This window comes from Paraburkholderia acidicola, from assembly GCF_002362315.1.
GTDB lineage: Bacteria > Pseudomonadota > Gammaproteobacteria > Burkholderiales > Burkholderiaceae > Paraburkholderia > Paraburkholderia acidicola.
Genome location: NZ_MTZV01000006.1, coordinates 1469074 through 1483520, shown reverse-complemented (window position 1 = coordinate 1483520; position 14447 = coordinate 1469074). Strand labels below are relative to the sequence as shown.

Annotated in this window: 10 protein-coding genes; 3 read left to right on the top strand and 7 right to left on the bottom strand. The window is 62.7% G+C overall.

Annotated elements, in window-relative coordinates:
* Positions 1-97 precede the first annotated feature (97 nt).
* Positions 98-2410: an FdhF/YdeP family oxidoreductase gene (locus BWP39_RS25370; protein WP_096726167.1), complete on the top strand. Its 2313-nt coding sequence runs from the start codon at positions 98-100 to the stop codon at positions 2408-2410.
* Between the two features lie 302 nt (positions 2411-2712).
* Positions 2713-4917, top strand: coding sequence for a TonB-dependent receptor (locus BWP39_RS25365; RefSeq protein WP_096725014.1), 2205 nt, complete (start codon positions 2713-2715; stop codon positions 4915-4917).
* A 91-nt stretch (positions 4918-5008) separates the two neighbouring features.
* Here the strand turns inward: BWP39_RS25365 and BWP39_RS25360 are convergent, their stop codons facing one another.
* From BWP39_RS25360 to BWP39_RS25330, 7 genes are all read right to left on the bottom strand, one after another.
* The gene (locus tag BWP39_RS25360) at positions 5009-6151 is read right to left on the bottom strand and encodes a porin (RefSeq protein WP_096725013.1); all 1143 of its coding nucleotides are present in this window, start codon (positions 6149-6151) and stop codon (positions 5009-5011) included.
* Positions 6152-6538: 387 nt separating this feature from the next.
* Positions 6539-6910, bottom strand: coding sequence for a hypothetical protein (locus tag BWP39_RS25355; RefSeq protein WP_133116933.1), 372 nt, complete (start codon positions 6908-6910; stop codon positions 6539-6541).
* A 252-nt stretch (positions 6911-7162) separates the two neighbouring features.
* Positions 7163-8812, bottom strand: coding sequence for a PepSY-associated TM helix domain-containing protein (locus tag BWP39_RS25350; RefSeq protein ID WP_096725011.1), 1650 nt, complete (start codon positions 8810-8812; stop codon positions 7163-7165).
* 24 nt (positions 8813-8836) lie between these two features.
* Complete coding sequence (locus BWP39_RS25345) at positions 8837-9127, bottom strand: hypothetical protein (protein ID WP_096725010.1); 291 nt, start codon at positions 9125-9127, stop codon at positions 8837-8839.
* A complete protein-coding gene (locus BWP39_RS25340; RefSeq protein WP_096725009.1) occupies positions 9124-9402 on the bottom strand; it encodes a hypothetical protein in 279 nt (92 codons plus the stop codon). The genes BWP39_RS25345 and BWP39_RS25340 overlap by 4 nt, the downstream gene beginning before the upstream one ends.
* Positions 9403-9570: 168 nt before the next feature.
* Positions 9571-10767: a fumarylacetoacetate hydrolase family protein gene (locus BWP39_RS25335; RefSeq protein WP_096725008.1), complete on the bottom strand. Its 1197-nt coding sequence runs from the start codon at positions 10765-10767 to the stop codon at positions 9571-9573.
* Positions 10768-10845: 78 nt separating this feature from the next.
* Complete coding sequence (locus tag BWP39_RS25330; protein WP_096726166.1) at positions 10846-12660, bottom strand: IlvD/Edd family dehydratase; 1815 nt, start codon at positions 12658-12660, stop codon at positions 10846-10848.
* A gap of 369 nt (positions 12661-13029) precedes the next feature.
* Between BWP39_RS25330 and BWP39_RS25325 the strand changes: the two genes are divergently transcribed.
* Positions 13030-14415, top strand: a complete 1386-nt coding sequence (locus BWP39_RS25325; protein ID WP_235851474.1) for an MFS transporter — start codon at positions 13030-13032, stop codon at positions 14413-14415.
* The last annotated feature ends 32 nt before the right edge of the window (positions 14416-14447 follow it).

Sequence of the window (14447 nt, the reverse complement as noted above, 5' to 3'; positions counted from 1 at the left end):
TGCCGTGACAGTTTTGGAACACAGTACGCTGCATACATCGGCGCAGTGCGCCTTCGCAGTGCAACTTGTTAACTGGTCTGTATCCGGCCATCCGATCATGAAGAAACCCGAAGCCCGCATCGAACCGTACACGCACCCCGCCGCGGGCTGGGGCGCGCTGAAGTACGTCGCCATCAACCTGATCAAGGAGAAGGTGGCGGGCGGCAACTACCGCACGCTGCTGGCGCAGAACCAGCCGAACGGCTTCGACTGTCCGGGCTGCGCGTGGCCTGACCGCGAACATGCGTCGACCTTCGAGTTCTGCGAGAACGGTGTCAAGGCGGTGGCCGCCGAGGCGACCGGTAAGCGCGTGACGCCGGCGTTCTTCGAGGAACACACCGTGACCGCGCTGATGGCGCAGTCCGACTTCGAACTCGAGCAGCACGGCCGGCTCACCGACCCGCTCGTCTACGATGCCGCACGCGATCGCTACGTGCCGATCAGTTGGGACGATGCGTTTGCGCTGATTGCACAGCATCTAAACGGTCTCGACGATCCCGATCGCGCGGCTTTCTATACGTCGGGACGCGCGAGCAACGAAGCCGCGTTCCTGTACCAGCTGTTCGTGCGGATGTACGGCACCAACAATTTCCCCGACTGCTCGAATATGTGTCACGAAGCGACGAGCCGCGGCTTGCCGCACACGGTCGGTGTGGGCAAAGGTACGGTCACACTCGACGACTTCGAACACGCCGACACGCTGCTACTGTTTGGGCAGAACCCCGCGACCAACCACCCGCGCATGCTCGGCGAACTGCGCGAATGCGCGAAGCGCGGTGCGACGATCGTGTCGATCAATCCGCTGAAGGAGCGCGGCCTCGAACGCTTTGCGAGCCCGCAGCATCCGGTGGAAATGCTGACGCTTGGTAGCACGAAGATCAGTTCGGTGTTTATCCGGCCGAAGGTCGGTGGCGACTTTGCGCTGATCAAGGGTGTTGCTAAACGTGTCGTCGAACTCGACGATGAAGCGCTTGTGTCCGGTCTCGAACGCGTGCTCGACGTCGATTTCATCGCGGCGCATACGGTCGGCTTCGACGCGTTCGCCGACGATCTGCGCGCCGAAAGCTGGGACACGATCGTCGCGGAATCGGGTGTGCCGTTCGACGACGTGTTGAAGCTCGCCGACATCTACGCGAAGGGGCGCGCGGTGATCTCGACGTGGGGCATGGGCCTCACGCAGCACAAGAACTCGGTGCCGACCGTGCAGTTGCTGTCGAACCTGATGATGATGCGCGGCAATATCGGCCGGCGCGGTGCGGGGCTGTGCCCGGTGCGCGGCCACTCGAACGTGCAGGGCGATCGCACTGTCGGTATCGAGGAACAACCGACCCACGAATTTCTCGACCGGCTCGGCGCTGTGTACCGTTTCGAGCCGCCGCGCGAACATGGCCTCGATGTCGTCAGCACGATTCAGGCGATGCTCGAGCGCAAGGTGAAAGTGTTCATCGGGCTCGGCGGTAACTTCTCGATCGCGACGCCCGATACGCCGCGTACGTGGGACGCGATGCGCTCGTGCGACCTGACCGTGCACATCACGACCAAGCTGAACCGTAGCCATCTGATACATGGCCGCGACGCGCTGATCCTGCCGACACTCGGCCGCACCGAGATCGATCTGCAGAACGGTATCGCGCAGGGCGTGAGCGTCGAGGATTCGATGAGCATGGTGCACATCTCGTACGGGATGAACCGGCCGGCCTCACCGAACCTGCTGTCGGAGATTGCGATCGTCGCGCGGATGGCGCACGCGACGCTCGGTAGCGCGAAGGTCGACTGGCTTGCGCACGCGAACGATTACGCGTTGATTCGCAATGGCATCGCGCAGGTGATCGACGGTTTCGAGAACTACAACGAACGGCTCAAGCATCCGGGCGGCTTCCATCTCGGTGTCGCATCGCGCGAGCGGATCTGGAAGACGCCGAGCGGCAAGGCGCAGTTTCTCGTTCATGCGATCGCAGTCGACACGCCGATTCATCGCGCCCGCGAGCGTCTCGGCGAGCGTCTGATGACGCTGATGACGACACGTTCGCACGATCAGTACAACACGACGATCTACGGTCTCGACGATCGCTATCGCGGCGTGTTTGGCCAGCGGCGCGTGCTGTTCGCGAACCGCGACGATCTCGCGATGCTCGGTTTTGTCGCCGGGCAGCGCGTCGATATCACGAGCGTGTGGGACGACGGTGTGGAGCGGCGCGTCGACAGTTTCCTGCTCGTCGAATACGACATTCCGCGCGGTTGCCTCGGCGCCTATTACCCGGAGACGAATCCGCTCGTGCCGCTGGAGTCAGTGGCCGATGGTGCCGGTACGCCGACGTCGAAATCGATCCCCGTGTTGCTGTCCGCTACCGTCGAGGCGGTCGCTGCCTGATATCGAAAAGTAAGCTTGCTGGACGAAACGAAAGGCCGCCGCGAGGCGGCCTTGTCGTATCCAGCCTGGCACCTGGGCAGACAGGACGAGGATCAAACGGGGAAAGGGCGCGTTGCCGACGCGGAGATCTCATTTTTCTACATAGTAATAATTCTCATTTGCGTTATAATCGTCGGTCTTATACAAGATTCCCGTTCGCGTTCTGTAATGTGGATGCGTGGCGAGCGAATCACAGAAACATGCCGCCCAGATTCCGAGCACGCCCTGGGACGGAAACTCGGACCACTACGCTTTTTCCATTCATGTCTGCTTCCCGCCTTTCCCTTGCGCCGGTCCAGCCGGCGAAGCTTCTTGCTGGACGTCTCGCAATCAGCACCGCAATTTCCATGGCTTTTGGCGTTGCTGCACCTGCCTTTGCGCAGTCGGCGGGGACCGATGCTGCGCCCGGTTCGGTGTTGCCCGCTGTCAAGGTTGAGGCCTCGGTGCCGGTGCTGCCGGGCGATCTCTCGCCGACTTATGCCGGCGGCCAGGTCGCGCGGGGCACCGATTTCGGCGTGCTCGGCAAGCAGAAGATGATCGATATGCCGTTCAGCATGACGACGTATACGGCGAAGCTGATCGCAGACCAGCAGGCGTTGACGCTCGGTGACGTGCTCGATAACGACCCGGCGGTTCGTGTGAGTTCCGGGTTCGGCAATTTCTCGCAGGTCTTCGTGATCCGCGGTTTTCCGCTCAATGGCGATGACATCTCGTTGAACGGCCTCTACGGTGTGACGCCGCGGCAGCTCGTGTCGACCAGCGCGCTCGAACGCGTCGACGTGTTCAAGGGCGCGAATGCGTTTCTGAACGGCGCGTCGCCGGGCGGCACGGCGATTGGCGGCGGTGTGAACCTGCAGCTCAAACGCGCCGACGACAAACCGCTCACCCGCGTCACGCTCGAAACCAGCGGCTCGGGTGAATTCGGCGAACATATCGACGTGGGTCGCCGCTTCGGCAGCGAAGGACAGTTCGGTATTCGCGTGAACCAGATGAATCGCGGCGGCGAAACCAGCATCGATGGCGAACATCGCCTCAACAATACGACGGCTGTCTCGCTCGACTGGCGCGGCGACAAGCTGCGCCTGTACGGCGATTTCGTGTATCAGCGGCAGAAGATCGACGACGGACGTCCCATCGTCTACGTGACCGGTAGCCAGATTCCGGAGCCCCCGTCAGCGACTCATAACTACGCGCAGCCGTGGTCGTTCAGCAATCTTGAAGACACGGTTGGCATCGTGCGTGCCGAGTACGATTTCCTGCCGGCGTGGACTGCGTATGTCGCCGGCGGCGCGCGTCATACGAACGAGCACGGCGATTACGCGTCGCCGACCTACAACGGCGCGACGGGCGTGACGACGACCTCGCGGCTCGGTGTGCCGCACAAGGAAGACACGTTGTCCGGCGAAGCCGGCGTGCGCGGCCATTTCACGACCGGGCCGGTCACGCACATGGTGACGGCAAGTGGATCGGTGGTACGTATCGACGGCCAGTCGGCTTATACGTTGTCGGGTACGGTGCCGACCAGTCTGTACGACACGCCCGTACTGCCGCGCCCCGGCGACAAATTCACCGGCGGCAATCTGGCCGATCCGGGCACGACCGCGCTTACGCTGATGCGCAGCGTCGCAGTGTCGGATACGCTTGGCTTCCTGAACGATCGTGTGCTGTTCACGATCGGCGCGCGCCATCAGTCGATCCATTCGAACGGCTTCAACTACAAGGGCGTGCAGACCAACAACTACGACCAGAGTTTGACGACGCCGCTGTTCGGGCTCGTCGTCAAGCCGTGGGAAAACGTCGCGTTCTTTGCGAACCGCAGCGAAGCGCTGGCTCAGGGCGGCCAGGCGCCGAATACCGCGGTCAACTTCGGCCAGCTCCTCGCACCGTATCGTACGAAGCAGTACGAGGTGGGCGTGAAATACGATACGCAGCGGCTGGGTGCATCGCTTGCGGCTTATCAGATCGAGCAACCGTCCGCTTACACCGACAGCACGACGAGAATCTACGGAACGAACGGCACGCAGCGGCACCGTGGGCTCGAAGCGGAAGTGCACGGCGAGCCGTACAAGGGCGTACGGTTGCTGGCCGGCATGTCGCTGATCAACGCGAAGCTGCTCGACACCAACGGCGGCACGACGGACGGCAACCGGCCGATCGGCGTGCCGAGCTACCTGTTCAATCTTGGTGCCGAATACGACGTGCCGATGGTGAGCGGCCTTACGTTGACTGCGCGCTGGATTCACACCGGCTCGCAGTATCTGGACGCGGCGAATACGGCGTCGATTCCTTCGTGGGATCGCTTCGATCTTGGTGCGCGCTATGCAACGTCGATATTCGGTCGACCGACGACATTCCGTGCCACCGTGCGCAATGTCGCGAACAAGGCGTACTGGTCGTCGACGATCGGCACGTATCTGACGCAGGGTGAGCCGCGTACCTTCTTGCTGTCGATGACAACGGACTTCTGACCTTGCCGGCCCATCCGGGCCGGCTGGCCTGAGGACTGTGTCGCCAGGTCGATCAGCACAGAGTGAGCGCGCTGGAATCAGACGTCATCGGTTAGAAGCGCACGCGCAGGCCCGCCGTCACCGCGATCTGCTCGTTCGAGTTTGACATCGATAGCCCGTTGATGACCGCGTGGATTCCGCTGTTACCGGTGTCGCTCACGTGTTGATAGACGCCTTGTAGATAGACGTCGGTGCGCTTGGACAACGCGTAGTCGGTCTGCAGCGTGAACTGGTTCCACTTCGGCGCAACGCCATCGATGTGGCTGTCCGTGAACGTATAGGCGCCTGAGATCGAGACAGCAGGGGTGAGCTGATACCGGCCATTCAGCTCGTAGTTCGTGAAGCGTGCGCTATCGGCCCCAAGGGAAAGACCGCTTGACGTACCCGATGCGGAAGCACCGATGCCGGTCAGGTTATCGAGCACCGTCTGCGTGAAGACGAGTCCAACCGTAGCGCCAGCAAACGTGTAATTCGCACCAGCGCCCCATGTGCGTTGCGTGCTGGCGGTGAAGGTCGCGTCGTTGGTCACCGCGCCACCGGAGTTCAGATCGGTGCCGCTGTTATTCAACTGCAGGTAGCCGGCCGCCGCATTGAACGGTCCGTAGCTATACGACGTGCCCACGCTGTAGGCGCGGTTCGTGGCGAACGCACCTGCGCTGTTGGAAAAACCGTACAGGCCGCCGAACTTCAGACCACCATAGGCGACGCTCGAGTACTTGATCGAATTGTTGATACGGAACGAGTTGTCGAGGTTGTCGTTGTCAAACGGATGGGCTGCCCCAGTACCGCCATAACGTGTCCCGGTAAGTGCAAGCGGCGCAAGATAATCGACGACGGAGTCGTACTGCCGGCCGAGCGTGACGGCACCATATTGCTGGCTCGACAGACCTACAAAAGCTTGCCGACCAAACTCCAGACCGTTCTGCCCGAGTTTGCCGTTAGCGATGTTGAAGCCGTTCTCGAGGGTGAAGATCGCGCTGAGTCCGCCGCCCAGATCTTCTGTGCCGCGCAGACCGAAGCGGCTTCCGTTCACCGATCCGCTCGTTTCCTGAAAGTTGCTGCTGCCGCCCTGATTGTTGGTGTAGGTGAGGCCCGCATCGATGAGCCCGTAGAGTGTGACGCTGCTTTGCGCGTGAGCGGTGGCTGCGAACGCGAGTGCACTGGTTGCGCCCAGTGTGATCAACGACTTTTTCATCCGATTCTCCGAATCTCCAATACGCCCAAAAGAAATGGGGCGTGCGGGCAAGTGCACTTCGACCTTGAACACATGTCCCACTTCGCCCTGATGCAACGGCTGCTGATATCTGTCTGCCGCTGGAGAGCGATTAGAAACGATCGGATGGCTACGGCTGTGGTGCTGCGGCAACGCCAAATTTACGGATTGTTTCGGCTCGGCTTCTTCTGAAATATCGACGGGACGATGAATGCAGGGCGTGATCGCGCGCAACGCTTTGCCGTCGAGGGAGAGGCGATGTTTTCGCTAGCCTATGGGTGCAAATGAGCGCAGGCGCAGTGTTATGCGAGTTAAGACCGTGAAAGGCATTTGCGCGCGCAGCGGGATTCGATGAGGATCAGAAAGAACTCAGTTCCACAGAAGACTCGTGCTGGCAGTGACGGGTGGTTTCACGGTCAGTGCGCGAGTCAGACGCTCGATGCTCCCGGCAGGCAACGCGTACGCGATCCAGCCAATGCCGCTATGCCGCAGCATGAGCACGGGCCCGAGCATCGGCGAATAATCGACGTGCCAGCAAGGATCCATTTCAAGCGGGTAGTCGTTCGAAACCGCCGGTTGAACTTCGGGCGGTGGTTGCATCTGTGAGCGCAGCAGAATCAGGCGACGAATGAGCGAGTCGATGTCGTCTGTCTTCAGCACGGAAGTTTGCTCCGCGATTCGAAAACGCAGCGCGACTTCGCCCTCTTTCTCCACTACATCCAGTGTCAACACGTCGTTCACGGTCAATCCTGATCAACTTCGCCAGCCCGCCGGAGCGAGCATGAGCGGTTACTCACCGGCCTGCGCTCGCGTGAGCGCATTCGTCGCCCGGGCGAACTCAGACGGGTGAGACGGTTGATCAAGTCTAGGGCACGTGTCCTTTGCCCGTGTAACGGGTTCGTTTCCGCGCGTTACGCAGCGGTTCCTGTACTCGACCCGATGCAGAAGTGCTGTTCCGCATGCGATGCAACGACGCTGGCGAGCACCGAAGTCTCACGACATTCCACGAGCATCCGTCTGATCGGCCGCGGCGACTGGCTGCCCCGGCGCTTCGTCGCGGCGCCGCGACCACACGCTATCCGTGCGTCCCGTTGCAACACGTTGCGCGGTCTTGCGCCACATCCATGCAAAGCACAGCGCGCCGACTGCTGCACCGATATCGATGCCGATCGTGTCGACGGTTGAGGAACCCCACAGCCTGCTCGACGGGACCAGCCATCCCAGTACGCTCGCGAGTGGAATCGCCGCCGTTGCGCAGGTCGCGAGACCCAGCAGCTCGACCGATCCGCGTGCCGCGCCGCGCACGAACGCCCACACGATGCTCGCGAGAAACACCGTGTAGTAGATGCCGATGTGCCACGCGTGCAGGTCGGCAACGCGACCGCTCAGCAGCTTGCCGGCCACGAGCGTGAGCGAGATGCCGCCGATACAGCCCAGCGACACACCGACGGTAAGCGCAGCCATCGCGAACGTCGCGCGCCGTTGCGTAACCGGCAGACCATCGCGTCGCGCGGCCTTGCGACGGCTCTCGATCCACAGCAGGTTGCCCGAATAAAACAGGAACGCACCGGCGATGCCGAGCAGGAAGTAGCCCCAGCGCACCGGGCTGCCGCCATAGCTGCCGAAGTGCAGCGCGTAGAACGCGCTCGTCGCCGCCGACCACGCATTGCCGTTGCCAACACCTGGCAGAAACTCGGTATTCAGGAAGCGGCCGCTTGCCGGGTCCATCAGCGCGAAGCCGCCCGAGCGCGCCAGAAAACGCGGATCGTCGCCAGCGATAAAGACTGTTGCGCCCGGCTCGCCCGCGCGGCGATAGCTCAGCGATGTCGGGACGAAATACGGCGCACGTTCGTGCACGGTTGCCAGCAACTGGCTGACTGGAACGAGAGGCGGCGTGGCGGACGCACCCGGTGCAGCAGGCGCTTTGGCGAAGAACGGATTCTGCGCGGTCATCATTGGTTGCAGTGTGCCGCGGTAGATGACCGCGTCCTGCACGTCGTAGATGTTGTCCTTGAGACCGAACGCCACCACCGACAGCGCCATCACGACATGAAACGGCAGACTGAGAATCCCGATCGTGTTGTGCGCGTCGAGCCACATGCGCTTCAGGTTCTTGCCGATACGCAGGGCGAAGAGGTCCTTGACCAGCGTCGGCAGCAACACGATTACACCGGATACCAGTGCGAGACCGTACAGCATCGATACGACGCCCATCACGCCCATCCCGACCGCGTAGCTGCCGGGCACGCCGGCAGTCATGTGCAGCACATCGATGAAACGCGCGGCATCCGACGGCCGGCTTTGCTTCGCAACAAGTTGTCCGCGTTCGTCGAACGACGTGCTCCAGCGCTGGCCCGCTGTGGGTTGCCACGTGAGACGCGCGGTACCGTCGTCGTCGCCGAGCGCGAGCGTGAATTGCCGGCGCGCGGCAGGGTAGGCCGCGAGGGTCTGTTCGATCAGCGTGTCGGCGCGCTCGAGCGGGACGGCGTGCGTGCCGGTTTCAGGCGGCGTGACCCACTCGGTCAGCGAGTCCTTGAACATCGTGACCGCGCCGGCATAGAACGCGATGAAAAGCAGCAGACCGGCAACAATGCCGGTCCACGTGTGCACGGTTTTATAGACGCGAAGAACGTCGCTGCGCATGTCCAGTCGGTCCGTTCAGAGAAATCAGAAAAGAAAATGCTGGCAGGCCGCAACGAGCGCGAACGCCGCGAGGTTCGCACCGCCGAGCCAGGCGCTTGCGCGCATACCGCTGCGAAACATGAAGCTGGCCGCGATCACGCCGATCCACACGGGCGGGACGAGCCACATCGCAACCTGAAACTTGTTGGGGATTGCGAGGCCGCCGGGCGCAAGACCGGCGAGCAGCGCGCTCGCGGCGATCCCGAGCCCGAAGCCCCCTACGGTACCGGCCAGCGTTTTGGTCAACCAGTCCCGTTCAATCGAACCGCGCGTCACCGCGCGGGTCCCGGCAGACGACGGCGTTCGAATACGGCCCCGAGCAGCGGACACGCGACGAGGGTCGCCATGATCGTCGTGATCACGAGCGAAAGCGATGTCGCGGGATGCATGGCATCGGCGCCGGTCGAGAACGCTGCGATCGTGCAGGCGGCGGCTCCGATCCGGCTTGGGCGGGCGCGCCACGGTTGGCTAAACCAGCGTTGCCCGGGGGCGCTCAGATAAAACAACAACGCACCGGCGAGTGCCGATGCGACGATGAACAGGTCTTTCATGATCCAGCGGACGCGGAAGCGTCGAGGGCGGCTAACATCCAAATGAGATCTTAATGAGAATGATTATCATACACGGGTTCAGGCCATTCCGGCTCGAAACTCGTGCGGATGTGTTAGGAGCACATGAAATGTCCGGTTCGGAGGTGCTGCACCTTCTCACGATCCGAATCAAACGTCCGTAGCTATCCCCCGCCGCGCCAGATTGCGATACAACGCCCGCACGCCGAACGTCCACGGCTCGATTTGCGTCGACAGTCGCACCGTGTTCACGAGCGCGCCGAGCGACGGCGTCGAGATCGTCACCACATCGCCGAGGTGATGCGTGAAGCCGCCGCCCGCCGTGTCGCGATCCTTGATCGGCGAGAACATCGTGCCGAGAAACAGCATGAAGCCATCCGGATACTGGTGATGCGCGCCGCAGGTCTGGCGCACGAGATCTTCGGGATCGCGGCTGATCTCGCTCATATGGCTCACACCGTCCAGCACGAAGCCGTCGTCGATACCATCGATGCGCAGCGACACACTCGCCGCACGCACCGAATCGAGCGTGAACGTGCCGTCGAACAGCCGCACGAATGGCCCGATCGCACACGAGCCGTTGTTGTCCTTCGCCTTGCCGAGCAGCAACGCCGAGCGGCCTTCGATATCGCGCAGGTTCACATCGTTACCGAGCGCGGCCCCGACGATCTCGCCGCGGCTATTCACCGCGAGCACGATTTCCGGCTCGGGGTTGTTCCATTGCGAAGTCGGATACAGGCCGACGTTCGCACCGAAACCCACCGACGACATCGGCTGTGCCTTCGAAAACACTTCGGCATCGGGGCCGATGCCGACTTCCATGTATTGCGACCACGCGCCACGACGTTGCAATTCGTCCTTGAGTTTCATCGCGGACGGCGAGCCCGGTTCGATCTGCGACAGATCGGCGCCGATCAACTGGTTGATCATCGCGCGGGTTTCTTCGGCCTTGCCTGCATCGCCGCCTGCATGTTCCTCGATCACGCGTTCGAGCAGACTGACGGCAAACGTGACACCGCACGCCTTGATGGCTTGCACGTCGCATGGGGCGAGCAGATGTAACGCGTTTTCCGATGCGCCTGCAGCGGAGGCATCGAGTGTTGCGTGCAGCAGTGCTTCGGCCGATCCCAGCGATTCGCCGGTTGCATGACGCGCGACAGCGGCTGCATCGGTGCGTTCGAATAGATCGGCGGTAGTCGGTGCGATGTGCGTGATGTCGAACGCTTCGCCGTGCCGTACGACGATGACCGACGGCCCATCGACGGGCGCGGGTCGCCACACGCGGCCGATCAGTAACGCGTCGTCGAGGTCGGCAGGCAGATGGGCGAGAACGGAAGGTGTGGGCATGAGGTGTGTCTCCAGGCGGGCACGCAGGCGTGGGACGGTGGCGCAGTACGGCACTGCCGCACCACCGTCCCACAGGCATCAATGATTGTGGCGCGACTCGCCGCGTGTTTCGATGATGTTTAGATACAGCGTGGCCGGCTCGAGGCACGCGCCGCTCGCCTGCTGTCCGACCATGCTGCGGTAGATCTCTTCCCACGGTGTCTTGTGCTGCAACACGGGTGGCTTCCATGCGGCACGTCGCTTCGCGAGTTCGTCGTCGGGGATCAGCAGATCGACCTTGCGATGCTTCAGATCGATGCGGATGATGTCGCCGGTTTGCAGCAGCGCGAGACCGCCGCCAACCGCTGCTTCGGGCGAGACGTTGAGGATCGACGGGCTCGCGGATGTACCGCTCTGACGGCCATCGCCAATAGTCGGCAGCGTATCGATACCGCGCTTGAGTAGCGCGGCCGGCGGTTGCATGTTCACGACTTCCGCGCCACCGGGATAACCGACCGGACCGCAGTTGCGGATCACGAGAATCGAGTGTTCGTCGATGCCGAGCGAAGGGTCTTCGATCCGCGCGTGATAATCCTCCGGTCCTTCGAACACGATCGCCTTGCCGTCGAACACGTCCGGCTTGTCGGGATCCGACAGGAAGCGTTTGCGAAACGCTGCGTCGATCACGCTCGTCTTCATCACCGCGCTGTCGAACAGGTTGCCGGACATCACCACGTAGCCCGCGGCGGCTTTCAACGGTTGATCGTAGGCGCGGATCACTTCGCGGTCGGGCGTTTCGACGGTGGTCAGATCTTCCGAGAGCGTGCGGCCGGTGACGGTGCGTGCGGCGCCATTCAAACGTCCTGCGCCGAGCAGTTCCTTCATCACGGCGGGCACGCCGCCCGCGCGATGAAATGCTTCGCCGAGAAACCGGCCGGCCGGCTGGCAGTCGACCAGCAGCGGCACATCGGGGCCGAGGCGCTGCCAGTCGTCGAGCGTGTGATCGACGCCCATGTGCCGCGCAATCGCGACCATGTGAATCGGACAGTTCGACGATGCACCGAGCGCTGCCGCTGCAACCACCGCGTTCTCGAAGGCGGCTTTAGTCATGATGTCGGACGGACGCAGATTTTCGCTGACCATTTCGACGATGCGCACGCCGGTGCGATGCGCCATCCAGCCACGCTCGCGATGCGGCCCGGGAATCGCCGCGCAGCCTGGCAGCGACATGCCGAGTGCTTCGGCGAGCGAGTTCATCGACAGTGCGGTGCCCATCGTGTTGCAGTGCCCGACCGACGGTGCCGACGACGCAACCATGTCCATAAACGCCGGGTAATCGATCTCGCCTGCCGCGAGCCGCTTGCGTGCGTCCCAGATTACGGTGCCGGAACCGGCGAGCTTGCCGTGGTACCAGCCGTCGAGCATCGGGCCGCCCGACAGCACGATCGCTGGAATGTTGACGGTCGCGGCAGCCATCAGGCATGCAGGCGTGGTCTTGTCGCAACCGGTGGTCAACACAACACCATCGATCGGATAGCCGTGCAGGATTTCCACCAGCCCCAGGTATGCGAGATTGCGATCGAGTGCCGCGGTCGGGCGCTTGCCGGTTTCCTGGATCGGATGCACGGGGAATTCGAGCGGGATGCCGCCGGCGTCGCGAATCCCGTCGCGTACGCGCTGCGCGAGTTCCAGATGATGGCGGTTGCACGGCGCGAGATCGGAGCCGGTCTGCGCAATGCCGATGATCGGCTTGCCCGACTGCAACTCTTCGCGGGTGATGCCGTAGTTCATGTAGCGCTCGAGATACAGCGCGGTCATGCCGGGATCGGAGGGATCGTCGAACCAGCGGCGACTGCGCAACCGGGGTGTGGTGTCGTGAGGGTTGGAGGAATCGCGGTCGGTGGGTGTCGTCATGGCGGTCAGCTTGTTGTCGGGGACGAGGGGGCGTTGTTGCAGATTATCAAGGGCCGCAGGATCGGTGTTGTCCGGATGCTGCCGGCAGCGGCAGATCGCTGAAGAGCTCATGGGGATTGTCGCGCACGCGCGTAGCGATTGCAGCACGCATGTCGTCGTCACCGGCGGCGTATCGCCTGACGATCGATAAGGTCCGTAAGCCCTGATTGCGCATGACGTCTCCCCATGCTAAATTGAATTTGACTGTTACCGGTAACATTATCAAACCGGTTGCAGCTTGTCCAGAAGTAGAAGAAGACCCGAACGAACCGTGCGATATATGACGCGTGGTCGTCGACAGGCGCAGGCACTGCCTGAATGGAGACGCAAGTGAATGCTCAGCCCTCTGCTTTATCGACCGGTTCGGAACCCGCCGCCTCGCCCCGCGTCTCCGCACGCCAGTTGCAGCGCGCGACGCTCACAGGAGCCGTAGGCAGCGCACTCGAGTACTACGACTTCGCAATCTACGGACTCGCCTCGGCGCTCGTGTTCGGTCATCTGTTCTTTCCCTCGCTCGGCACGACCGCGGGACTGATGGCGAGTTTCGCGACCTACGGTGCGGGCTTTCTCGCGCGGCCGTTCGGCGGGCTGTTCTTCGGCTCGATCGGCGACCGCAAGGGGCGCAAGTTCGTCCTGCTTGTCACGATCGCGTTGATGGGCGCATCGACGACGTTGATCGGCTGTCTGCCTGCGGGTTCGTGGGGAGCTGTGTTGCTCGTGTTGTTGCGGCTCGTACAGGGCTTTGGTGCTGGTGCGGAACAGGCTGGTGCATCGACGTTGATGGCCGAAGTCGCGCCGCTCAGGCACCGCGGTTTCTTCGCCGCATTGCCCTTCGTCGGCATCTTTGCAGGGCTTGGGCTCGCGACGTTCACGTTCAGCGTCATGCAGCGATTGTTGAGCGAACCAGCGATGCAGTCGTGGGGCTGGCGCATTCCGTTTCTCGCAAGCGTCGTGCTGATCGGCGTCGCTATCTGGATTCGTCTGCGTTTGCGCGAAAGCCCGGTGTTTGCGCAACTCGAAGCATCGCGCGAAGTGATTCATGCGCCGATGAAAGCGGTGCTCACCACGGCACGTCGTCCGGTGCTGGCCGCGACGTTGATGCGTTTCGCGGAGCAGGGCGGCTCGACCATTTACAACACGGTCGTGATCGCGTTTCTCGGCAGCTTCGTCGCGGCCCGCACCGGCGCTCCGCATGCGCAACTCGCCGCGGTCGGTACGACCGGTGCGCTGGCGGCGAGTTTGTTGAGCATCGTCACCACGCCGCTGTTTGGCGCGCTCTCGGATCGTGTCGGGCGTCTGACGGTGTATCGCGGCGGCGCGATCTTTCTGCTGCTGTGGTCGCTGCCGTCGTGGTGGATGATCAGCACCGGCGACCCGGTCTGGGTGAGCGTGGCGATGATCGGCGGTCTCGCATTTGGCGCGAACAGCATGCTCGGCGCGCAATGCGCGCATTTCACCGAGTTGTTCGGCAACCGCTACCGGTACTCGGGTGTGGCGCTCTCGCGCGAACTGGGTGCGGTGCTTTCAGGCGGCATTGCGCCGTTGCTGGGCGTGTACCTGATCGGTCGCGCGGGCGGTGCGTTCTGGGTAATGGGTGTCTACATGGCCGTGCTGTGCGCTCTGACGCTGATCGGTACGTTCCTCTCGACTGAAACGCGCGAACGCGATCTGACGCTGCTCGGCGATGCGGTGGGCAAGGGAGCGAGCGCTACGTAGCGCCACATAGCGTGCTGCGGCGAAACGGCCCG